The 23,742-nt window shown below is 34.2% G+C and carries 20 protein-coding genes and 1 pseudogene; 12 read left to right on the top strand and 9 right to left on the bottom strand.

Annotated features, from left to right (window positions below; translation table 11 throughout):
- Nucleotides 1–709: 709 nt before the first annotated feature.
- The 6 genes from H4J67_RS04165 to H4J67_RS04140 all read right to left on the bottom strand — a co-directional run bounded on the left by H4J67_RS04165 (nucleotide 710) and on the right by H4J67_RS04140 (nucleotide 7,962).
- Nucleotides 710–1,693 carry a CHASE3 domain-containing protein gene (locus H4J67_RS04165; protein ID WP_182202940.1) on the bottom strand — a complete coding sequence of 328 codons (984 nt, stop codon included), beginning with the start codon at nucleotides 1,691–1,693 and terminating at the stop codon, nucleotides 710–712.
- 186 nt (nucleotides 1,694–1,879) lie between these two features.
- Complete coding sequence (locus H4J67_RS04160) at nucleotides 1,880–3,514, bottom strand: methyl-accepting chemotaxis protein (RefSeq protein ID WP_259368490.1); 1,635 nt, start codon at nucleotides 3,512–3,514, stop codon at nucleotides 1,880–1,882.
- 243 nt (nucleotides 3,515–3,757) lie between these two features.
- Entirely contained in the window at nucleotides 3,758–4,804 is a 1,047-nt protein-coding gene (locus H4J67_RS04155) for a DcaP family trimeric outer membrane transporter (protein WP_182202937.1), read from the bottom strand.
- Between the two features lie 160 nt (nucleotides 4,805–4,964).
- Entirely contained in the window at nucleotides 4,965–6,245 is a 1,281-nt protein-coding gene (locus H4J67_RS04150) for a TRAP transporter large permease subunit (RefSeq protein ID WP_182202936.1), read from the bottom strand.
- Between the two features lie 2 nt (nucleotides 6,246–6,247).
- Complete coding sequence (locus H4J67_RS04145) at nucleotides 6,248–6,766, bottom strand: TRAP transporter small permease subunit (RefSeq protein ID WP_182202934.1); 519 nt, start codon at nucleotides 6,764–6,766, stop codon at nucleotides 6,248–6,250.
- A 119-nt stretch (nucleotides 6,767–6,885) separates the two neighbouring features.
- Nucleotides 6,886–7,962, bottom strand: coding sequence for a TRAP transporter substrate-binding protein (locus tag H4J67_RS04140; protein ID WP_182202932.1), 1,077 nt, complete (start codon nucleotides 7,960–7,962; stop codon nucleotides 6,886–6,888).
- Between the two features lie 180 nt (nucleotides 7,963–8,142).
- On the opposite strand from H4J67_RS04140, the gene H4J67_RS04135 reads away from it, so the two are divergent.
- The 6 genes and pseudogenes from H4J67_RS04135 to H4J67_RS04115 all read left to right on the top strand — a co-directional run bounded on the left by H4J67_RS04135 (nucleotide 8,143) and on the right by H4J67_RS04115 (nucleotide 13,716).
- Nucleotides 8,143–9,585: a cache domain-containing protein gene (locus tag H4J67_RS04135; protein WP_259368489.1), complete on the top strand. Its 1,443-nt coding sequence runs from the start codon at nucleotides 8,143–8,145 to the stop codon at nucleotides 9,583–9,585.
- A complete protein-coding gene (locus H4J67_RS04130; protein ID WP_182202931.1) occupies nucleotides 9,582–10,235 on the top strand; it encodes a response regulator transcription factor in 654 nt (217 codons plus the stop codon). The genes H4J67_RS04135 and H4J67_RS04130 overlap by 4 nt, the downstream gene beginning before the upstream one ends.
- Nucleotides 10,236–11,011: 776 nt before the next feature.
- The gene (locus tag H4J67_RS20280) at nucleotides 11,012–11,617 is read left to right on the top strand and encodes a hypothetical protein (protein ID WP_220471612.1); all 606 of its coding nucleotides are present in this window, start codon (nucleotides 11,012–11,014) and stop codon (nucleotides 11,615–11,617) included.
- A gap of 128 nt (nucleotides 11,618–11,745) precedes the next feature.
- On the top strand, nucleotides 11,746–12,498 hold the full coding sequence (locus H4J67_RS04125; protein ID WP_220471611.1) for a hypothetical protein: 753 nt from the start codon (nucleotides 11,746–11,748) through the stop codon (nucleotides 12,496–12,498).
- Nucleotides 12,491–13,258 (top strand): annotated as a pseudogene (gene istB / locus H4J67_RS04120) (IS21-like element helper ATPase IstB). Before H4J67_RS04125 ends, istB begins: the two are co-directional and overlap by 8 nt.
- 38 nt (nucleotides 13,259–13,296) lie before the next feature.
- Nucleotides 13,297–13,716: a hypothetical protein gene (locus H4J67_RS04115; RefSeq protein ID WP_182202929.1), complete on the top strand. Its 420-nt coding sequence runs from the start codon at nucleotides 13,297–13,299 to the stop codon at nucleotides 13,714–13,716.
- 405 nt (nucleotides 13,717–14,121) lie between these two features.
- Here the strand turns inward: H4J67_RS04115 and ppiC are convergent, their stop codons facing one another.
- Nucleotides 14,122–14,400: a peptidylprolyl isomerase PpiC gene (ppiC, locus tag H4J67_RS04110; protein ID WP_182202928.1), complete on the bottom strand. Its 279-nt coding sequence runs from the start codon at nucleotides 14,398–14,400 to the stop codon at nucleotides 14,122–14,124.
- Nucleotides 14,401–14,661: 261 nt separating this feature from the next.
- Between ppiC and H4J67_RS04105 the strand changes: the two genes are divergently transcribed.
- From H4J67_RS04105 to H4J67_RS04090, 4 genes are all read left to right on the top strand, one after another.
- Entirely contained in the window at nucleotides 14,662–15,936 is a 1,275-nt protein-coding gene (locus H4J67_RS04105) for a site-specific integrase (protein WP_182172540.1), read from the top strand.
- Nucleotides 15,937–16,026: 90 nt separating this feature from the next.
- Nucleotides 16,027–16,335, top strand: a complete 309-nt coding sequence (locus H4J67_RS04100) for a hypothetical protein (protein ID WP_182172543.1) — start codon at nucleotides 16,027–16,029, stop codon at nucleotides 16,333–16,335.
- 119 nt (nucleotides 16,336–16,454) lie between these two features.
- Entirely contained in the window at nucleotides 16,455–17,270 is an 816-nt protein-coding gene (locus tag H4J67_RS04095; RefSeq protein ID WP_182172545.1) for a plasmid recombination protein, read from the top strand.
- Between the two features lie 505 nt (nucleotides 17,271–17,775).
- On the top strand, nucleotides 17,776–18,786 hold the full coding sequence (locus H4J67_RS04090) for a reverse transcriptase/maturase family protein (RefSeq protein ID WP_182172548.1): 1,011 nt from the start codon (nucleotides 17,776–17,778) through the stop codon (nucleotides 18,784–18,786).
- Here the strand turns inward: H4J67_RS04090 and H4J67_RS20470 are convergent.
- Both H4J67_RS20470 and H4J67_RS04080 read right to left on the bottom strand, forming a co-directional pair.
- Nucleotides 18,760–19,371: a PEP-CTERM sorting domain-containing protein gene (locus H4J67_RS20470; RefSeq protein ID WP_259368488.1), complete on the bottom strand. Its 612-nt coding sequence runs from the start codon at nucleotides 19,369–19,371 to the stop codon at nucleotides 18,760–18,762. The genes H4J67_RS04090 and H4J67_RS20470 overlap by 27 nt on opposite strands.
- An 865-nt stretch (nucleotides 19,372–20,236) precedes the next feature.
- Nucleotides 20,237–20,512 (bottom strand): hypothetical protein, encoded by a 276-nt coding sequence (locus tag H4J67_RS04080; RefSeq protein ID WP_182172551.1) that lies wholly within the window; start codon nucleotides 20,510–20,512, stop codon nucleotides 20,237–20,239.
- Nucleotides 20,513–21,054: 542 nt separating this feature from the next.
- Between H4J67_RS04080 and H4J67_RS04075 the strand changes: the two genes are divergently transcribed.
- Both H4J67_RS04075 and H4J67_RS20465 read left to right on the top strand, forming a co-directional pair.
- Complete coding sequence (locus H4J67_RS04075; protein ID WP_182202926.1) at nucleotides 21,055–23,091, top strand: replication endonuclease; 2,037 nt, start codon at nucleotides 21,055–21,057, stop codon at nucleotides 23,089–23,091.
- Nucleotides 23,092–23,157: 66 nt separating this feature from the next.
- A complete protein-coding gene (locus H4J67_RS20465; protein WP_259368487.1) occupies nucleotides 23,158–23,289 on the top strand; it encodes a hypothetical protein in 132 nt (43 codons plus the stop codon).
- Nucleotides 23,290–23,742: the final 453 nt, after the last annotated feature.

Below are 23,742 nucleotides of genomic sequence, written 5' to 3'. Positions count from 1 at the left end.
CTCGAAGACCCAAAGACAATTAAGCAATCCTTATAAGACCGAGTTAACTTCGCGCGGTTTCCACTTTGTGGGCTTTTTAGACATTAGCCGTGGGTGATTAGCTATGATAGGTTTTTTGTGTGGCTGACACCATAAAACCTTAACTAAGTCATCCAAAATTATAAGGCGTTTTGTGCGCCGAAGCACCACAGAATTTAATACCTGAAGTCATATTAATCTAATGTCCGCTTTGCTTTTTCTAATCAAATTAGAATTTTTGACTTTATAGATTTCTGATGGAGTTTAGAACAATTCTATTATCTAACGCATGGCTGACTTTCATCGGTTCAAATGTCGCTAGATAATCTAAGGCTAAAGTCTTCTTTCGTATCATTGTTAACATTAAGCTAGTGATCATTAGAGACTTCTTCAGCTAGCCAGTAGCCGACTTTAGCATTTGTAAAACAACTAAAAATTCAGGGGACATTTTACCAATAATCACTATATTTTTGAGGGACTGGAGTAAGCTTATTACTGCCGTTGCTCATCGAACACTTGATGTTAACTTTGACAAGAAAGCTGACAACTAATGGTGCTATTTTAGAAAATTAATTTTACCATAATTGATTTATCATCCAGGATAATAAGCAATCGGCAGTTAAAGTTAAACAAAATACGGAGTGACTTTGACTTAATTCCTTCAGGGCATTCTTCCTTGAATTGTCAGGTTTTATATTGGTTTTACAGATTGTCTTATCTTTTCATCCTCAATTTTATCAACAGAAGATAACTCGAACATTAATGATTTAGCTTCAGTTAGCATCTCATCGAACATTGATGAAATATCTGCATCAAATTGAGGGGTTTCTTCAATTCCGTGTTTAACAATCATCAGCTGATTTAGTAAATTATTAGTGACATGTTGAGCACTATGAATTGTTGCCATATATATTTTTTCTTTTTCCTTTTTAATTTTTAATTCAAATGCAGATATCTCTTCATAAGATTGTTTTAGCTTCGTTGTTTTTAGTACCAACTCCTGATTTGTGGTAAATAGAGATTTCTGTGTTGTTTGTAATTTAATATATTCTTGGCCAATGGTTTTGGACGTTAAATAAGCGACTAACCCAGCTATAAGTAGTATAAAGAAACTGCCGCCATAAATAATCCACGTTGAATAATCAACTGCTTGGTTTGACACTGCACTCCTATACGCTAAAAGATTGTTTTCGACCGCTAGCACTTCTTCAAAAGAAACACGTATATCGTCCATAATGTTTTTACCCTGATCAGTAAGAACAAGTTTTAGCGCTTCCTCAGCTCTGCCAGAACGGTGTAGCTGAATTGTTTCATCTAACTCTGCCATTTTCCTATCTACTAAGACTTTTATTTGATTGATCTCTTTCTGCTGTTGAGGGTTGTCATCAATGAGGTTTTCGATGATTTTCAATTTTAATGGGATGTTCAACAATGCTGAATTATAGGGTTCTAGATAGTTTTCTTTTGAGGTTAGTAAATATCCTCGCTGACCTGTTTCAGCGTCTTTCATTACTGACGTAATTGCTTCGAGCGCTCCCAAGACTTTATGAGTATGCGTAACCCACTGGTTAGCTATCTGTAGTTGTTTATATGTATAATTTCCAACCAACGTGACAATTAAAAAAAATATCAAAGTAATGCTATAACCGAACCAAATTCTCCGTTGTACCTTCATGCAGGTTATTCCTATTTTATATTAGAAAATGGCGGTATTTCTATTATGTAGTGCTCACTAGTATTGAGTTTAGCGTATCTATATTCAATGTCCATCCTGTGCCAACAGGTGAGAATTAAGAAGTATGTGCACAAACCTTCAATGCTAAGATTATTAACCATTAAACTAGATTGAAGTTCATCATGATTATTTAATTTTAAATGAACTCAGTTGTGCTGATAAAGTTTCACCCATTCGATTGAGTTCAGCAGAACGTTCTGCAGTAGAATCTGTATCTATTAATGATTGATGCGATAACGTTGCGATGCGTTTTACACTTTCATTGATTTCATTCGCTGATAGTGATTGTTCTTCAGCTGCGGTTGCAACTTGTAAGTTCATATCGTTGATACGTTGAATTACTTCGGAAATGTCGTGTAATGATTCATTAGCTTGATTGACATTCCTAGTAGTTGCAATGGCTTTTTCAGCACTTTTTTCAATTACCGATACAGCTGAATGGCTCCCTTGTTGTAGTTTTTGGATCATTATTTGAATTTCTTCAGTCGCCTTTCCTGTTCGACTGGCTAATGTTCTTACTTCATCAGCTACAACAGCAAAACCTCGACCTTGCTCTCCTGCACGAGCCGCTTCAATAGCTGCATTTAGTGCAAGCAAATTGGTTTGTTCTGCAATACTTCGAATCACATCTAGCACCCCACCTATGTTCTCTGATTCCTGAGCGAGGGATTGAATAACTTGAGAGGCGTCTTGTACGTTTTCGGACAGTAACTTTATTTCACTTACTGTTTCTAATACTATTTTTTGACCTTTCTTGACGATAATATTTCCTTCACACGTTTCATATGCAGCACTTTCTGCATTCTGTGCAATTTCGTTGATCGTTTGCTGCATTTCGGTTATTGAAAGCTCTAACTGAACTGTTTGTTCGTTTTGTTCTTCTGCTAGCTGTTTAGCATTTTGATTAAGTTTGTCTAACGACTCAGCATTATTTTTCACTTTGTCAGAGGTTTGTTGAACATCATTAACAAGGTTTTTAATTTTTTCTGAAAAAGTGTTAAAACCGCTGGTTAATAGCGTTAATTCATCATCACCTTGGATTTGAATACGTTTAGATAAATCGCCTTCACCTTCACTTATATTGGTTATCATTTCTACTGTTTCATTTAATGGAAGAACAATTGAACGTTGAATCAGCACGGTAAGTATGGTGAATATGGCAAAGGAAATTGCACCAATGGTGACGTTGAGAGCTGCCATTGATGAAAACTCTGCATCCAAATCATCTAAATAAATACCTGTGCCAACAATCCAGTCCCATTCTTTAAAACCTTTTACATAGCCAATTTTATCTACAGGATCATCAAACCCAGGTTTTGCCCACAGGAAAGGTACAAACCCATGACCATGTTTATTCACTATGTTCACAAAATTTTGGAATAATTGAGTTCCGTTGGGATCTTGAAAACCAGAAAGGTCTTTGCCAATCAATGCTGGTTTAATTGGGTGCATAACCATCTTAGCCGTATAATCATTTATCCAGTAGTAATTAGTTTCATCGTAACGGAGTGCCCCTATTACACCCATGGCATCTTTTTGTGCTTGTTCCGTTGAAATGCCCTCAGACGCTATACGAGAGAAGTTGTACTCAATTACTTTGTATGCAACTTCAACAACATTTTGTGTTTTTTCGTATTTTTGTTCCAAAAGAGATGTTTTAAATGTGTTTAAAGTCAGAATAATAAAAAGTGTAAAGGATATAAAAACAAGTACTAAATTCAGTTGTAATCGGCGCTTTATCTGTAAGTTTCTTAAGTTCATTTATTAACTCTAGTAGCTAAGCTTTAATTTTTACTCTGGTTTGGTATAACTTGAGCTTTCAATATTAAAAGTAGAAAACACGAAAATATAAAATAAATTCAGACATATATTTTTTGAACTCATATTTACAGCACTTAATAATCTCATACTAAAAAAATGACCTAACCAACTATCAGTTAGGTCATTGATAAAATAGGGAGAATCATTTTAGATATGAGTGACTATAAGTAAACGTAATAAAAGTTAAAATACATATTTAGTAGATAATTGTACGTAATCAGAATCAGCCTCTTGTTCTGCTATTTCAAAATTACCTAGCTCTAAGCCAAAGGATAATTCTTTGGTATAATTCTTGAAAATATTCACACCCCAATGGCTTCTATCTCGATCAGATAAATCTGTGGTGGTATTTCCGTAAAAAACGGAACTGCGCGTATCATCAGTCCAAAAATGTCGATAGGCAACCATGAAAGATGTTGACTTCTCAGCTTCTTCGCCCACTAAATCAGTTGCGGCGGCCACTCCTACATATCGTCCAACATTACCTGAATGAAATTGAAAACGAAAATCATCTTTACCCACTGTCTTTATTCGTCCTGCTACACCATACCCAAAGGCTGATTCAGTGTTTCCACCTATTGTTTGTAATTGTCTTGCGAGACCTGAAACTGAAATATTCCCCCAGTCACCTTTAAATGTGTATTTAGCAATTAAATCGGGTACTTTATCATTACCGCTTTGACCACCGAAGCTTTCAGGATTTTCTATGGAAACCTGTAATCCACCAAGTGTATAACGTACTTGTCCTTGTCTTATAAATGCAGAGGCGACTAGTGGCCCACCAAAATCAGCGGCTTCTGCCAAAGCGCTCGTATTTTGAAAAGTGGTCCATGTTTGCCCAACTAAAATATTTTTGTACTTAACAAAAGCATGTCGTAAACGAGGGTTTGATGAGTTAGATATTATTTCATTTCCCCCACCTTTTACCGCATCGCCATAGAAATCCATTTCAATAAATCCAATAACATCACCATGAACATACTTTGTATTAAAACGAGTTTCATTCACTGAAATATTTATATTCGAATTACTTTCGGTTAATACAGAGCCACTTCCATACCAGTAGTTTGTCGCAGCGATATTACCATCAACATAACGGGCATCAGCTTTGATGTAACCACCAAATGTAATGCTTTCATTATCTGATATTTTGTATTCATAATTTGCATTAGCTGCACCAGATATTGCCAATGTACAGATCATTAATATATTACTTTTTTTATTCAACATTATATTTCCCTCGATTAAATTATGACCAAATAGTATTTATTTTTACGGTCAGCTTTTATTGTTTTTAATCCGTTAACTTATTGATCATTAATTTAATAATTAATTAATAAATATATAGTAATGACCAAGTCTTCCTTAAATTTTCAACACAATAGTCGTGTTAAAAAAAGATTAACTGTTCTGGAAAAACAAGTACCAATAGCAGAACGGTAATTTGAATCAAAATAAAGGGGATAACACCTTTATAAATAGTGGTGGTTCTGACACTTTTAGGGGCGACACCTTTTAAATAAAATAAGCTAAAACCGAAAGGTGGTGTTAAAAATGAAGTCTGAAGGTTCATTGAGATAAGCACCGCAAACCAAACTAAATCGATATTAAATGCAATAGCCACCGGTGTTAAAATTGGTACAACTAAGAAAGCAATTTCTATAAAATCAATAAAGAAACCAAGTACCAAAATAGCGACCATGGCAATAACCAAAAATGTCCATTTATCGCCGGGTAAATCTAAGAAGAATTCTTCAATTAAAGACTCACTCCCCGAATAGCTAAACACCATAGAAAATGCTGTTGCGCCAATTAATACTGCAAAAATCATCGATGTAACTTTTACTGTTTCAAGAGATATTTCATTCATACCTTTAAACGAGAAACCACCATAAAACTTAGCTAATACCATTGCCCCAACAGCACCAATTGAAGCAGACTCAGTAGGGGTAGCAATACCTGAGAATATAGAACCAAGTACAGATAAAATAAGAATCAATGGCGGAACAATGTCTTTTGCTGATTGAATCAATAAGTCTTTTTTACTTTCAGTGACTACCATAGGTGGGCAGTATTCTGGTTTAAATTTACCCAAAATTAAAATGTAAGCAACGTATGAAAGAATGAGCAAAGCACCAGGAACAATTGCAGCTTTAAATAAATCGCCTACAGGCACTCCCATAACATCACCGAGTATTATCAATACAATGGAGGGAGGAATAATTTGCCCTAAAGTACCAGCAGCACAAATTACTCCCGTTGCGGTGGGTTGGTGATAATTGTTTTTTAACATTACAGGTAAAGAAATAACCCCCATTGCAACAACACTTGCGCCAACAACACCGGTTGATGCTGCTAATAAAGATCCAACAACAATTGTTGAAATAGCAATACCACCCGGCATACTACCAAAAAGCTTCGCAGACGATTCAAGTAGGCGTTCAGCTAAACCCGTTTTTTGAAGCACTATACCCATAAATACAAACATGGGGATTGCCATTAAAATCGTATTTTCCATAATGCTCATAATGCGATATGGCATAAATGAAAATAAATCAACCCCAAGTACTAATACGCCAACAATTACAGAAACACCTGCAAAGGTAAAAGCCACTGAATAACCAAAGAATAAGAACACTAATGCAATACTAAAAAGAATTAAACCTGTCATGATTACTCTCCTTGCTTGCTTGTAGAAGTGTTACTCAATAACGAAATATTATTGAGCATCACGTATAAAATACACAACAGTAAGAATATGGATGAACCGGGAATAATTGAGCGTACTATCCAACGATGAGGCAAACCGCCAGGATCTGGACTTCCTTCACCCATTTGATACGCTTCATGGGTGTAGTCCCAACCAAAATATAAAATAAGAATGGTAATTGGCAAAGCAAAGAAAACTGAACCAAGTAAATTGATTATTGCTTGTGAATGTTCTGACAAGTTGTCGTAAATTATATCGACTCTAACGTGACCATCTTCTTTTAAGGTATAACCAATACCAAACATAAACATTGCTGCAAAAAGGTGCCATTCAAGTTCTTGCATACCAATACTCACATTATTAAAAAAATAACGAGAGACAACATTATAAAAAACATTGAGCACCATAAGGATCATAATGAAACTACAAAGACCTCCTATGGTATTAATGATCTTTTCTAATGATTTAAGGATAAATTTCATATATTACAACTATAATAAGGTTTGATAGAGTGACCTTATACAAGAGTGTAAATCAGGTATAAGGTCTTACTTAAGAAAGTAACTTTTTAAGATCGGAGACCTTAACGTCACTAGGAAATTTAATCTAAAATTTCATCAAAGTTGTCTAAATAGGCACGGTCTGAAAAGTTAGTCCAAGCACGTATTTGATCTTGATAATCATAAATCGAGTAAAGGATTTTTTTCGTTAGTGGGTCTTTATCTGCAAATTCTTTTAATAAATCAGCGTTAGCTAATTGAATTTCACCCATGACAGCCTTAGGGAAAGAGCGGATTTTAACGTTAGGGAAATCATCCTGTATCTTTGCTAAATTGACACCACTTTCATGCATAGATTGCGCGTACATATCATAAGCAGCGGCTTTCATTGCAACAGTCAGAATATTTTGTAAATCTGATGGTAGCGAATTAAATGCCTTTTGATTTACCATAAACTGTAATTCAGTTGCAGGTTCATGCCAGCCAGTGTAGTAGTAGGGTGCTATTTTGTGGAACCCCATACGTAAATCAAGTGAAGGGCCAACCCACTCTAATGCATCGATGGTATTACGTTCGAGTGCTGTATATAGTTCCCCAGAGGGAATATTAGTAGGTTTTGCACCTAATCTTGCTAAAACTTCACCTGCAAAACCGGGGATCCTCATTTTTAAACCTTTAAGGTCTTCGATTGTTTTTATTTCCTTTCGGAACCAGCCGCCCATTTGATTACCTGTGTTACCGCCTGGAAAGGACATGATCCCATATTTATCATAAACCTCTTTCATTAACTCCATCCCTCCACCGTAATAGAACCATGCGTATTGTTCTGGGGCAGTCATGCCAAAAGGCATTGTAGTGAAAAACATCGTGTTGAAGTCTTTACCCTTCCAGTAATAAGAAGCAGAATGGCCCATTTGATATTGACCTTGTTTAACGAAATCAAATATTCCCAATGCAGATTTATGCTTATTTGAAGAGTCAATTTGTATAATGAAACGTCCGTTAGACATTTTTTTAACCATCGCTGCCATATTCTTAGTAGCATCACCAAATATGGGAAAATTAGGCCCCCATGTTTCTGCTAATCGCCAACGATATTTTTTATCATCTTCGGCATTTGCAAACGTAGAAAAGCCTATTGCAGCAATTAGTGCTATCTTTAGAATGATTGTTTTCATCTCTTATCCCCACCTTATTAATAGTAATTAAACGTCTTTGTTATATTTTTAATCGAGGTAAGAATGACAGAGTTAACTTTCAAAAATAATTCGTACGAATACCTAACTTAACTAGGTAGGTATACCTAGGTAGAAATGGCTATGTTCATTAAAGCTAAAGTTTGAAATGATAGGTTAATAATGAAAAAAATTAATAAGCATATGACACTCCCCCTTAAACTCCTTTATATTGCTGTTATTCAAGTATTGATAACGGCACTTATTACCCACTATTTAGTAACGAATGAATACCGAGAATTATCCAGCCAAAGTTTAGAGACCCTTGAGCATTTTCTGGTTGAACAAAAAAAACAGGAGCTTAAAAATTACACGGCTCTAGCAGTTTCAGCTGTTGACCATTTGTATCAGCCATCGGAGGCAAATAATCATGTAGCAAAGGCCCTAGTAACCAACATTTTAGATAAAATGCAATACAACGGGGAAGATGGTTATTTTTTTGTTTATGACGATAAAGGTAATGCTATTTCACATCCGAAACAGCCATTTAGGATAGGAAAAAATTGGTGGGATTTAGTAGACGACAAAGGTAATAAAATCATCCAAATTCTTATCAATAATGCCAAAGCTGGCGGTGATTTTTATCACTATCCTTGGACTAAGCCATCAAATAATGAAGTATCTGAAAAAATTGGATACTCCGTTTATTTAGATAAATGGAAATGGATGATAGGTACGGGAGTTTACCTAGATAATGTCAATTTACAATTAAGTAACTTGCAATCTGAAATAGACGAACATATCAATAAAACTAAAAAAATCATTTTGATACTGGCTATTTCCTCTATTTTTATTATTTTCATGTTTGGTTTGATAGTAAACTTACGACAGAAAAAACAAACTGATAAGAAAATCATAGAGCTGGAACAGCGTATTGTGAATGTTCAAGAAGATGAAAACAGGCGTATCGCTAGAGAACTTCATGATGGAATAATTCAGATTCTAGTGTCAATAAAATTTTCATTAGAAGCAACTACCATGCACCTATTAAAAGCGTCTCAGCAAATACCTAAACCACTTGAGCATGCAAAGGAAAATTTAATAATTGCTATTGAAGAAATTCGCCGAATATCACACCATATGCATCCACAAATATTAGACGAACTCGGCTTATCTGCTGCGATTGATGTTTTATCCGCCGACTTTTCTAACCGTGAAGGGATTAGTATTAAAGTATTTAAACCGAGTGCAAGAAATTTACTCCCAGATTTTATTAATACGACGTTATATCGTATTGTACAAGAATCTTTAACAAACATTGTAAAACACGCAAAAGCAGAACATGTAGAAATTAGCCTAAGTATTGATAAAAATTGGTTGAAGTTAATTATAGCCGACGATGGTAGAGGGTTTGATATAAGTTCGGTAAGTGAAGTCAGTGAAAGTGGTATTGGTTTGAGAAACTTAGCTGAGCGTGTTGAATATCATTTAGGCGAATTTACAATTGTTTCCTCATCAAAAGGAACAGTAATTACCACAAAAATCCCCAAAAGTAGCTTTGAAAATTATTTTCATCAAACCCGAGTGAAACAGAGTAAAAATAACAACAGTGAGGCAAGACTTTGAGTGATTTAAATGAACAGCCAATATTGATACAGATAGTTGACGATCATCCTATGGTTCAAGGCGGACTAAAAGCGTGTCTCTCTTTTTATGATGATATAAAAATTATTGGTTCAACAAATGATGGTAGCAATGCACTTGATAAAGCGCTTGAATTGAAACCTGATGTGATTCTAATGGATATTAGCATGCCTAACATGAATGGCATCGATGCTACTGAAATTATCACTGAGCAATTACCCGATACTAAAATATTAATTTTAAGTATGCATAACAATCCTGAATTTGTAAAAAGTGCAATTCAAGCAGGTGCATCGGGATATATATTAAAAGACACAACGTCTGCAGAGATATATTACGCTATCAAAGCTGTTGCTAGTGGTCAAACGCATTTTAGTAGTTCTATAGCAAAAGTCTTAATTAATACTCCTGTTGATGCTAGTGAGAGTGAAAGCGAAAAGTTGACCACGCGAGAGCAAGTGGTTTTATCCTATATGGCTCAAGGAGAAACCAGTAAAGAAATAGCTAAGATTCTCAATATCAGCTTTCGAACCGTAGAAGCCCATAGAAGAAACATGAAAACTAAGTTAGGGATCAATTCCTTGGCAAAATTAATTAGTTACGCGGTTAAACACGGTATCGTTAAAAATTAAATTCTATCATTAAGGGTCATTAAAGCTATGAAGTAATCGGGGATAAGAATAGTGATTTTTTTAGTTTCTAATGAGATCATAAATGCTATGGTGCTGTGTGCCTATGTCGTCACAGGATTGTGAAATTTATGTCTGATTATTTCTCAACAATAAACCTAACTTTGAGTGATTTTAGCCTATATATTTAGTCTGGTATGCGGGATTCACTTGTTGTTAGATAAGCCAAGGCTAACGTCCGCTATCGTATCAGAGAAGACCGCTTTTGTGCTGATTAAGGTTGTTAGGAAAGGTCTCTTTTGTGGCATAAATTACGATTGAACCAACAGGTTTAGTTTTTGGCAATAGTACTTAATAGTGCCAATACTCCCTTAGTACTAAACTTTACCAAAGCAACGTGTCCATACCCCGAGCTTTAACTACAGTATTATCGCTTCGTTGAAGAACGGTTATTTTCTTAATACTTTCACATTCCCACTTATTTACTGAGTGCACCTTATCCCAAGCATTGATTGATTTTCATGGCATCGTTACCAAAATCACTTTCCTAAGCTAGTAACACGGTGAAATCAATTACCTACTCTGCTGCTCAAGCTAACGACTGAAACAGATGCTGAAACATTATTAAATGAGTACAGTTCCTTGTTCACAATCGCCACAGTTAAGCGTATAGGTTTCCTTTTTTTTAGATACTTTAGTGTTTTTACTACTACAACTAACACAAGGTATATTAGGCGACAATTAGCTTGGCCGGGTCGCGACAATTAGGTTGACCGGTTTTGGTACACTTTAGATATATCAAATTCAATAGAGAAAGATATGTCTGGAAAACCCATAACCAAGCAGTAGCCGCTGCCCAATCTGGTATGTCAGAGCGTACAGCTCGGCGTATCGAATCCGGCCAGCATTCAACCACACATCTCCCTAGAGTTTATCGAATACGCAAAGATCCATTTAATGGTCCGTTTGAAGAGCATCTAGTGCCATTGCTCAAAGCAGATCCTGAACTTCAACCCATAACGTTATTAGATCAGCTCGATACACTCATGCCAGGTAAATTTGGTCACAATCATTTACGTACGTTACAACGTCGAGTCAAAAAGTGGTTGGCAACTGAAGGGCCAGAGCAAGAAGTTATCTTTCGTCAAAAGTACATGCCAGGGTTTATGGGGATATCTGATTACACTTGGATGAACAAACTTGAAATATCTATTGCAGGCCAAGCATTTTCTCATAAGCTTTTTCATTACAAGTTAGTTTTAGTGGCTGGACGTATGCTCAACTTGTCTTTGGTGGTGAAAGTTTCGAATCACTCTCTACAGGTTTACAAAATGCATTTTGGCGCAGTGGTGGTGTACCACAGACACATCGAACCGATAGCTTAAGTGCTGCATTCAATAATCATCATGAACAGGAAACGTTAACTGAACGCTATCAAAAGCTATGTGCTCACTATAGCGTTGTTGCGACGCGTAACAATAAAGGTGTAGCTCATGAAAATGGTGCGATTGAAGTGGCACATAGCCATTTAAAACGAAAAGTAGATCAGCAATTACGACTACGTGGCAGTCGTGATTTCGCGACAATTACCGAGTACCAATCGTTTCTTGATGTAATTGTCGCCAAAATTAATCGCCAATGCAAAACTCGATTTGATGAAGAGCGCAAGCACTTAAATGATTTGCCTAAACGTCGTACCAACGACTTCTGCGAACAATACGTTAAAGTTACCTCTAGCGGCACCATCAGTGTTAAACGTGTGACGTATACCGTACCTTCTAGATTAATTAGTCATCGATTACTTGTACACATTTATGATACTCGGCTGGATTTATTTCTTGGTCATGAAAAAACGTTATCCCTGTCTAGGGTCTATGCTCAAGGACACTTAAGATCACGAGCAGTAGATTATAAACATGTGATCCACTCACTTGCGAAAAAGCCCAATGCGTTCAAATACTCGCAGTTACGAGAAGATTTGATCCCAGAAGGTGACTTCAGTTTGTTGTGGCAGCAGTTAACAGCAGAGCATGTTAGCGATAAAGACTGTCGTTATATGGTTGAATTATTGTTACTCGCTCATAACTATAATTGCGAGCATGCCCTTGGTCGTTATGTCTTGAAAAACCACGAGCAAGGTAAGTTTATATCTATTGATATGTGCCGTAAATTGTTTGCCCCTAGCACGCTCGTCATACCAAACATTGTCAGTCATCAACATCAAATAAGTGATTACGATATATTGCTTGGAGGGTTACATGGCTAATATTCTAAGCTTACCAATATTACTGAAAGAGCTGCGCTTAAGTGCGATAGCCAAAGAATGGGAGGTCCTTGCCCAAAAGGCTGTTTCACAGGAGTGGGAGCCTGCGCTATTCCTTGCCAAGCTATGCGAACTTGAAGCTAATCATCGTCATGAAAGTCGATTAAAACGGTTACTTAAAGAGAGTAAATTACCCGTAGGTAAACAACTACATCAATATAAATTTGACGAAATAGAAGGTATTACGTCACTGCAAATGAAACAAAAAGTTAATCAGATTGACTGGCTTAGACAAGGCCATAACATCTTATTGTTTGGTGCTAGTGGTTTAGGGAAAACTCACTTAGCGTGTGCTATTGGTTACTCATTACTTGAAAAAGCAGTACGTGTGAAATTCAGCACTAGCACGACTATTGTTCAATAACTCCAGCGTGCAAAAGAAACCTTGGGCTTAACGGATGCCCTAAGAAAACTCGATAAATATGAGCTGTTGATATTGGATGATATCGGTTATGTGAAAAAGACTGATAGTGAAAGTCAGGTGTTGTTTGAACTGATAGCACATCGTTATGAACGTGGCAGTTTATTGATCACATCGAATCAAGCATTCAGTGAATGGGATAGTATATTCGGAGACAACATGATGACAGTTGCCGCTATAGACAGACTTGTTCATCACAGTGATATCTATCAAATTAAAGGCGAAAGCTACCGTAAAAAACAAGCTATAAAACTAAACTCAAATACCGGCCAAGTTAGTTGACCTCTAATAGTATTGCTCAGGTTGGAGATTTAATCAACGTGAGTAATAAACGTGACACTAGGTATGGTAAGCATCATTATCTACCTGACTTTATTGTTAGGTTTGATCATGCCGACTGGGCAGAACCGCTAGTTAATATTTTAGATTCTAAATACACAGACCATAAAAATATTTTGAAGTCTGCGCTTCCCGATATGGAAAATAAATATCTTCACGAAATTTTCCAAGTTAAGGAAGGTGGAAAACTTAAGGGGTCTCCTATCAAGAGTTTATTACTTTTGTATGCACATGGTTCAAGCAATGTTGCATCTAAATTAAACAAACTCCATAGGGTAAATGGTGATATGCCTGTATACCCACAAGGAGCTGGTCTAAAATTAACTCCTGACGATAACATCCATTTAGGTAACTGGATGAAGAAAATATACGATGATCATAGCGATGATAATGCAAATTGATTAAATTAGCCGGAATATACTGGCTTTTTATTGCCATGTGCTAAAAGAAGATATAGGAACTTACCATCTCTGTATGTTCTTGCTCGTTGTTGGTCATTTCATTATCTTCAGAAATACCCGTAATTAACGATGAACGGAAGTATTATTTTTGTAACTGCTAGCTTCAGCAAAGTGATCATTTCCAATTTCTACACTTGGTGACTAAAGAACTACACCATACACTATGGTTTGAGTATGGAATTCACATGCTCATTAACACTACCACACTAAATTTAAAGAAAAAAAGCTCAGTTCAAGTGAGAGCAGGGCTTCTAATATTGGTATGCAATACAGAATTGACACTTACTTTTTCTAAATAATTGATTTTGAAAAGAATGTTTATTAAAAATGAACAACAGTTGTAAATTATGTCCGGTAAAGCACTTTAATGACATGCCAACCAAATTTAGTTTTAACAAGGTGAGGCTCTAATATTTCGCCCTTAAATGCGACTTTATCAAACTGGGGTACCATTTGACCTCGTTTAAACTCGCCTAAATCGCCCCCTTTTTTACCCGATGGACATGACGAATGTTTTTTAGCTAATGTTTGAAACTTAGCTCCTTTAGCTAGCTGCTTAATAATATCTTCTGCTATCTCTTTATGTTTAACCAAGATGTGAAGTGCATGCGCTGTTGCTGCCATATTGAAACCTTTTTAGTACTATCTAATAAACACGCATATTATAGCGGCTCATAACTAATTTAGTTGAATATTATCTTTCGGAAAACAAAAAGCCCCGACTCTTTCGAATCAGGGCTTTCATATTATGGTACCGCAGGACGGACTTGAACCGTCACTTCTTTCGAAACCGGATTTTGAATCCCCGCACAGCAACACACGCCCTTTACAACAAAGGGTTGCGTAGATACACTGCAAGCACTCTGAAAGAAACTCTGAAAGATTATGTCTGAAACATTCATTAAACTAACTGACAAATTATACATATATAAAGATAAAAAAAGTAAAAACTTTTATGTATATCTAAGAAAAAAAGAAGGTTCAGAAAGTGAACGTAGTATACGCATATCTACAAGAACAAGCGACATAGAACAAGCTACAAGAAAAGCTTGGGCTTTATATACTAATTATCATGATAGTAGCTTCATAGAAGAAGTAAGCAAAAGAAAGCAACCAACCGTTAAAAAAATAGGACTAAAAGTAATAGAATTACTAATGATTGAAGATAAAAAAATTAATACTGATTACATCAGAGTAATAAATGAAATAATAGAAAAAATAGGAAGCACAAGAATAAAGAAGCTAGATAGAATCATAGTAAAAGACTATTTAAGTGAGTTTGCAAACAGCAAAACACAACTAACAATTAGAAAAAGTTGCTTTAACAAAATAATAAACAGAGCTATTGATGAAAAAATAATAACGGAAGCTGAAGCGATTAAAGTGCCTACCGTAAAACTAAAACAAGCTGATACAAAACAAATGTTTAATCATGAACATTTAAGCATATTTAGTGAGAATATTGATAACTTCATAAATGAAGCAAAAAGAGAGTCATCAAGAGATAAAAGATTTATATTCAAACATTATATGACATTTCTACTCGAAACAGGTGCAAGGTCAGGTGAAGAAACCTCACACATAAAATTTAGTGACTTTGTGGTTGAAGAGAAAGAAAATATCATTAGGGAGAATGTAAGCACAAATCATCAAATGATAAGTAGCATCAGCATACCAAAACTTAATAAAAAAGGGCTTATTGATAGAGACTATGTACACCTAAAAATAACCGCAGGAAAGATACACAGCAAATCCAAGAGATCATTTAGAGAGATAGTAGTTAATAGCAAAGCACTAATTGCAATCAACGAAATAATAAACAAAATACATCGAAAAGGTGATAAATCAATACATGATAACCACCCACTTTTTCAATTTAAAAACACATTAAAAGATTCATATTTATTTAAATCAAATCATTCAAATGTAATTAATCAACAATTTGAAAGAATGTTTTCTGACTTCTGTGAATACTGCAAAATAGATCACAAAGAAGAAGCTATATCACTTTATAGCTTTAGACATAGCTATATTACTAACATGTTAAAAGCCAAAAAATCACCCGCACTAATTGCGGCTCAATGCGGTACTAGTATTGAAATGATAGATAGATACTATAATAAGCTAACTACGAGAATGAATAGAGATGAACTTTTATAAAAATGTGAACAATCACACATAGAAAATATGTTAAGTAAAATTATAATTTTAATTAGTGTTAAAATTTACTTATATTAATGAGTAAATAAAATGATGTCACTAGAAAAAATGCTACAAAAAAATAACTTCAAATCAATTGAAAATTCAATGCTTGATAAGAGCATGTTTAGAAAGTTTTCTGCTATATATAAACTAATAACAGCAGACAATTTAATAACAAAAAGTGATCTTGAAGAACTAGAACTATCAATAAATATGACTGAAGAAGAGTTTAAAGATATAGCTACAGAGGTATTGAGTAATATTAACTCTTATTTTGAAAGCAAGTATCCTGAGCTTAATGATAATGACGAATCAGATAAGCATGAAAGAAGTATGATGAATAATGAGTTTTGTTAATTTTTACACAATGCTAAATAACCGACTCCGTGTTGTTCCAACACTCTTCGCTTCGCTCGTTCGGCTTTTTGCAAGCAAAAAGAAATCCGCATTCGCTCCAAAATCTAACGGGGGATGCAATGAATAATGCACAATTTTTAAGAATTGAAGAGTATTCACAAAAGACCGTACAGCGCAAAAATGGAGAAACGAGGGGTAATGTATTTGGTATATTAAAGGAGGCTGAACGTGAAGCTAGTCATTCTAAGCATGTTAATAACCCTATGAAGCCTGAGATAATTTTCGGAATAACAGCTTCGGAAATGCTATCTGAGCTGAATTATCTATCTGAAAATGTAAAAGTAAATAATAAGAAGATACGAAAAGATGCAAGAATATTAACCGCTGGAATAGCTTCATATCCAATAAAGCAAACCTCAAAAGAATTCGATATTAAGCACTTTGAAATATGGAAAAAAGTAACAGTAGAATACTTAAAAGCTAAATTTAACAGTAACATAAAATCAGTTATTTGTCATATGGACGAATCAAATCCCCACTTGCACTTCTATCTATATAACAGTAAAGACTTAAACATGAGAAGCTTTCACCCCGCTTTTTTAGCTGAAGATAACGAGAAGAACACAAAGCTAAAAAGAAAGGCTTTTAGAAGTGGTTTAACAGAATTTCAAGATCAGTATTTTAAACTTACTAGCAAACCTTTAGGTTTTGAGCGAAAGACAGTACAACGAGAGAGACGAAGCAGAAAGACTCAATTAGCAATGAATGATATGAATAAGTTAAGCAGTGATAAAGATTTTGAAATATTAAAACTTAAGAGAGCTAATTTAAAGCTAATTAATGTTATTAATAGTTATAAGAATAATATTAAGTTGCTAAAATTGAGACTAAGCAAAGCCCTCGGTTTTGGTAATAGTAGTTATACCCTAAAATAAAAAACAAACTCCCCAAAGGGGAAGCCCCTTTTTTTTATTTATAGGGCATGAATTTTTACTTTTATAAATATATCTAATTGTTTGTTTTTATTTATTAGTACTCCTGAATAGATGTGGATCGCAGAAAATTATGAAACCTGCGACAGAAAATGAGATTGAAGCATTTTCCTTATATTCACTAATGCCACATTGAAGACCCTTTCCATTATGAAATAATGACCTCAAAATAGCCTGCTTAAAGTTAGAAAGCTGACATTAGTCTTTGCTTATTTAACTACAACTATTTCGTAACTATTCGATAAAGGAGATATTTTTCGGGAATGATTTCTTGTCAAAAACTATGAAAGCTGACACCAGTAGTGCTGAATATTAAGTTAAAGTGTCTGAAGGCTTTTACACATACGGCATAACAAAGGATTAAGAATCCTATGGTAGTATTTTGTAATGTAAATCATGGTTAATACATATGTATGAGTCGAATAAGTTTACAGTGGTATGAACATTAGTGATAACCGAATTAGTATCTGAATACTTAATCGATGAATCGTTTAGGTGGTTATGTAAACAACGCAAACACTTTCCTGTGAACAGTGATGTGTGGCATTGTCGATTTCATTGGAAAAGTATTAAACCCAAATTAATACGTGATTTATCAATTAACCGTTTCACTTTTCAACCACTACAAAAGGTAACAAAAGCTTCAGGTGAAGTTATTCACTTATGGACATCAATCGATAGTGTGGTATTGAAATTGTTATCATTGGTGTTATCACATTATTTACCGTCATCTAAGCTGTGTACACACTTAAAAGGGCATGGTGGTAGTAAACAAACAGTAACTTCAATACAAGCTGAAATACCGAATAATACCTTTGTATTTAGAACGGATGTTAAATCGTATTATGAGTCCATCAATCACGAAATATTGTTAGACAAGTTATCGGTTTACATCAAAAATAAAATGGTAATGAACCTACTAGCGCAGTATCTAAAACGAAGTGTTGAATCTGGAGGTTTATTTAAGGATATAAAACAAGGTATTTCATCAGGGTGTCCGTTAAGCCCTTTGATATCGAGTTTTTATCTTTATGAGTTAGATAAAGAAATGGAAGATAAATCCGTATTCTATCGACGTTATATGGATGATATTATCGTACTATCACCATCAAGGTGGAAATTACGCAAAGCGATAATAACAGTTAATCAACATTTTGAAAAACTAAAGTTAAAACAACATCCTGACAAAACAGACATAGGTAGGATTAGTAATGGATTTGACTTTTTAGGATATCAGTTTGGACAAGAAAAAATAACCGTGTCAAAACGAACAGTACAAAATCACATTCGTCGAATAACGCAGCTTTATGAGCAAAAAAAGCATCAACCAAATTGGAAGATGCTTCTTGATGATTATCGACAACGTTGGGTTACATGGGTTTTATCAGGCATACCGTCGTCAATAATTAATTTTGATTCTGAATCAATAAACTTAAGATTGTTTCTTAAATCGACGTGATGCTAAACCAATCATGCCTAATGCAAAAATAGCAAGTGTTGAAGGTTCTGGAACCTCCGCCTTCTTGACGAGCCAAGTATTTGTGCGGATGTTGGTGGTGCTGTGACTCCCAGGTCCCCATGAATCGTCTCTTAAGAATCCCTGAGCGACTTTATCGCTCCACCACCCGATTTGTACTGTACGAGGTGCTCCAGCTCTATTTGAGTAACTTGAAATTTCAGTCGTCATGCCGTTTAAATACCCATGATTAGCATTATCTCCATAATAAGAACCATCTCCTAACATCATCACTAGTGCTTTGAATGAAAATATCGAAGTGTCCCATGTGCGCCCTGTTCCTGTTGTAGGGATTAGAACGTTGTTATTTTGATGAAGTAAAAGTCCTAATACCTCTGAAGTTGAAGCAATTTCCCAACCGATAAGGCTGCCACTAGTTGTGCTTGCTAATACATCATTATATGACATGTTATCGGTAAACCTAGCGTCTAACCACTGCCAGCCCGTAACGCTATCAGTGACGTACCCATCATGGTCTGTAATAAGACCAGCATTCGACAAACAGCTAGTAGTTATGGCTAAAACCATAAATACCTTATTTAAAAATTTAAATTTCATTTGTGTTCCTTATATCCCTTTCCAAAAATCTGGGTAGGTAATCGTTGTTAAAGTAATCTATGAATCTCCGCACATTAATACAAAAATCATACCAAACTTAAAATATCAAACAATTTCAATATGATGATAATTTATGCAGTGTTTAATTAAGTAACACTGTAAAATAATCTGACACAAAATAACTTATCAACCGGTTGTTTCGATTGAACAATATTAACAAACTGTAAATAAAACTAGTTTTAGTATAAAAATATTATTAGATGATTAAATTTCATCTTCAACCTGATATAAACCACTACAACATTCATGCTTAAACCACTTAAAACAAGTGTTTCAGTAGTGTAATTGATTAAAACTCAGTGATGCTAATTGTTGTATTCCAACACCGTAACACCACTACATACCAGTATATTCAACACCTAGCAACTGACTTGTAATCCGTTGGTTTGACATGTCATTAATTGGTCTTACTACAAATTCAAGATATTGATTTTATAATGTAAGTTATCTATTTCTATATTCATGAAATTAGCTTAAAACAAGATGGTAAAATTCAAAATATGCATAATAACGGAGTTTTATCCGTTGCTAGTGGGAGTCGGACATTGGCAAAGCGAACTTTGATTTTTTATTCTGTTAACAGTAACTTTAGTCTCAACTTTAACATCTTAAATTTGAACTCCACTGTCTCCTTAGAGCTTCAAGCGGACGTTAGGATTAACGAGTGGCTAACTTCTGCAATGCGCACTTTTTTGACATGGAAGGGAATTGATAAACCTTAGTAATTTAAAGAATACGCACCGCTAAGTGCGTAGATTATAATGAATCACTTTAACTAAGCTTTACTGATGCTCGTAATTTGAAGGCCGTTTGACATTAAGCCACCAGCATCAACAACAAACTCATTCGGATAATCAAAAGAAAAACCTTTAATGAATGCGTCTGCTGATAAATCAACTTCTTTAGCATTAACTCCCTTAGCTTGACCTTCAGCTCCAAACCCAACTGCTTTTACAGCAATATTAGCTTTGTAAATCTCATAAGCATTACCTGTTTTTTTAGATACGCCTTTGCTCTTAGTAATACTTAATATTTGAACTTTCTCTGACATAATGTTTTCTCTAATTAGTTGGAAATCCGTTTCCGCTATGCTTTCCCTATACACATATCATGCAGTATATTAAATAAAACAGTCAAGAGAAATACACTGTACAAGTGTACATAGTTTATTTCATCCTTTAATAATGGTTACTTATTTATCAATAACTTAAGTGCGACTACTGTATTTATAGCTTGTTTTCATTAATTATTAACCCTAACGCTTGTTTTATTAGGTTTTTATGTTATAAATAATGGTTATGTAGGGTATAAGCACCGTTTATAGCGGGATAACAAAATAAGTCAAGTGACTGTTTACGTTGAAGTTTTTACTTAAATCAGTAGTAATAAGTTTGACGAGTGAGATTAAATATGCTTATAATAGATACATCAACAGCTAACAGTTTATGAAGAGTGTTTAAACAAGTAAAAAAAAACAGAAAACGAATAAATATGCAGTAAAAGTGAATTTACGCATTAAAAAACCTAAATGGAATTAAAACTTAAAACACTTAAATTGTTAGTTGCATATTAACGTTTTTAGGTGGTTTTTAAGTGAGTACAGTTCAAAATACATACAGTGTAATAGCAGACATAAAAAAATGTGGATGCAATAGAAATTCGTTTGATGCTATAAGCATTAAAGCGTTTAAGGCTGTATCTGCATCTATAAATCAAATTAAAGAATCATTAGAAAAATTCCCTCTACTTACAACTGAAAGAATAAATACGTTCAGAAAAATATTTTTAATGAAACAAATACACAAAGAAACAGGAATACCAAATTTCTGCAACACAAAAGAAAAAAGAAAAGAAAGAGATAGAAAGTGGGATCTAAGAATTGATGAGCACTACAATAATTTACTAATAAAAGAGCTAGCTGAAAAACATGAATTCATAAAGAATATTGATGACAAGTTAAGTGCTACAAGTAAGATAAAAAGATTGCAGTGTCGGAGAGGAATTAGAAGACTTGTTAATAAAACTTTCAAGATAATCATAATTAAGCTTGCAGCTCAAGAAGCATATGACGCTAAAAAGAACAAAAACGGTAAAGCCGTAACTTATGCAACAGACAAGCAGAAAGCTTTTTACAATCACTCTGAAACAAAACAAGCTGAATATAGAAAGAATACGTTTATTGAAGTAAACGGGCTAGCTACTTCATTACCTGACGCTAATTATATTAGCAGAATTCAAATGTCTAAAATAATAATGCGTTCATATGCAACGCAAATAATTGCGGAGCAAAAAAATTATATTTGTGTGTTCACTACTGACACATGCCCTCCTAATTTTCATACTGCGCCAAAGATCGCAAAAGGAAGCCGCTGGGACAAAAAAAACACTTCTAAAGATGCAATAGAATTTTTAAGAAATAATGACATAAAGCTAAAAAAGAGATTAGAAAAAGAAGGGATCGTAATGAGCAATCAGGATTTTCTTGAAATAAAGTGTACAGAGCCACATTTTTCAGGAACGCCACACTGTCACTCTCTTTTGTTTTCATCTGATGATTCATTAAGAATAATATTAAAAGAAAAATTCAAGCTATTTAACTACAGCAATGAAAAAACTGAAGGTCAAATAAATGAAATGATAGAAAGCTTATTAAGTGGAGAAGTAGAAGAAATAACTAATAAAGCATTAACTATTAAACTAATAAAGAAAGCAGAAAAAGACAACAAAGAAGAGAAAATTGCTTCTCCTGTATCTTATTTGTTTAAATATATAACTAAAAACTTTTTTGATAGCGGTGATGCTCTAGAAGATGAAATTTCAGAAAGCGGCATAATTGAGAAAGTTGAAGTAAAAAATCACATTGAAGCAATTTCGGCGTGGTACAAAGTAAATTCTGTAAGAAGATTTTCATTCAGAGGAATCAACGGAGCATTAGGCAAGTGGGATTATTGCAGAAAACTAGATGCTGACAAAATTGAAGATAATGAAGAAAATAAAGATCTTATTAAAGCTATAAAAATCGCAAAAAAAGAAGGCTTAAAAGACAATGAAAATACGTCTAATGCATTTGTTAGATTTATTGCTGTAAGCAAAAACTTAGAATGGGTAAAAGAAAGTAGAGTTAACGCATATGGTGAAAAATTAAAAACAAATGTAGCTATAAAATCAAATGTAATAAATGCAGCAGAAGTGTTTAAAAATAAAAGCGTCTTGCTAAATAAATCACAAGCAGAATTAATGAACTTAAAAGCAAATGAAAAAAACATATCAAACATAATGATACATGAAAGACAGATATTTAGTGAAGAAAGCGTACTAGATAGATCAATAAAAGAGATATCAAATTTAGGTCAAAAAGTGACGTACTTAGTAAATTACAGAAGTGAAAAAATAACAATACTAGAAATTAAAGAAGAAATAAAAAGCGAATTGTTGGGGACAGTTAAAGATAGTTATCCAAGTCAGCTGACTTCGTCATCTGATGAAGACATAAAAGCAAGATTGCACAACCAAATAGAGACACAAAGGTCAAATGAAAGAGATGAAATTGCAGAAATACATAAGAAATATAAAAACAAGTCAAAAGAGTACATAGAAATGCACATGTTTTTGAACGATATAGCTGCTTAATGATTATAAGTCGTTAAGCTTTAAAAAGGTAAGTAAAATGGGAACAAAATACATGGAGTCAATAAAATGCATGAAGAATACTACAAGTGGATTCGTGAAATGAACATAAAATATGAAAAGCTAAATGAAGAAAATGAAAAATACAATGAAAGAATGAAGCAAAAAGAAGCAGAGCGCTGGTATTCACTGCTAAATTAGATAGTTATTATTACGGGGCTTCGCCCCTTTTTTTATCGATGTTTGTTACAGCCTCTATTGATAATACTCAAACAAAGTACAACAAAAAAAGCTACTGAAAACGGGATTAAAAAGCATTAATAACACAATTAAAAATTAAAATAAACAAAGCCACGCTTTCAACTTTCCCACCTAAAAACCAGTACAAAAAACAAACAAATAAGTAATCCATAACATTTAAATAAAATAAAGCAAGTTAATTGATTAGTAACAAAAATATGTACTTTATCAAGCAACCGTAACAAAAAATAATGATTTGTCATATTAATTGAGTAGTAACACAAAAAATGGAATTATCAAGTTATAGGAGTAGTAACGCAATAAAAGAGATCGTCAAGGAAGTAAGTATCATAAATATAAAAATAATCAATCAAACAAGTATCATAAATAATAAATAAATCAAGCAAGGTAAAA

Source organism: Colwellia sp. BRX10-4, from assembly GCF_014077465.1.
GTDB lineage: Bacteria > Pseudomonadota > Gammaproteobacteria > Enterobacterales > Alteromonadaceae > Colwellia_A.
Note: the sequence above shows the minus strand (reverse complement) of the source record. Positions and strands in the feature narration are given on the sequence as shown.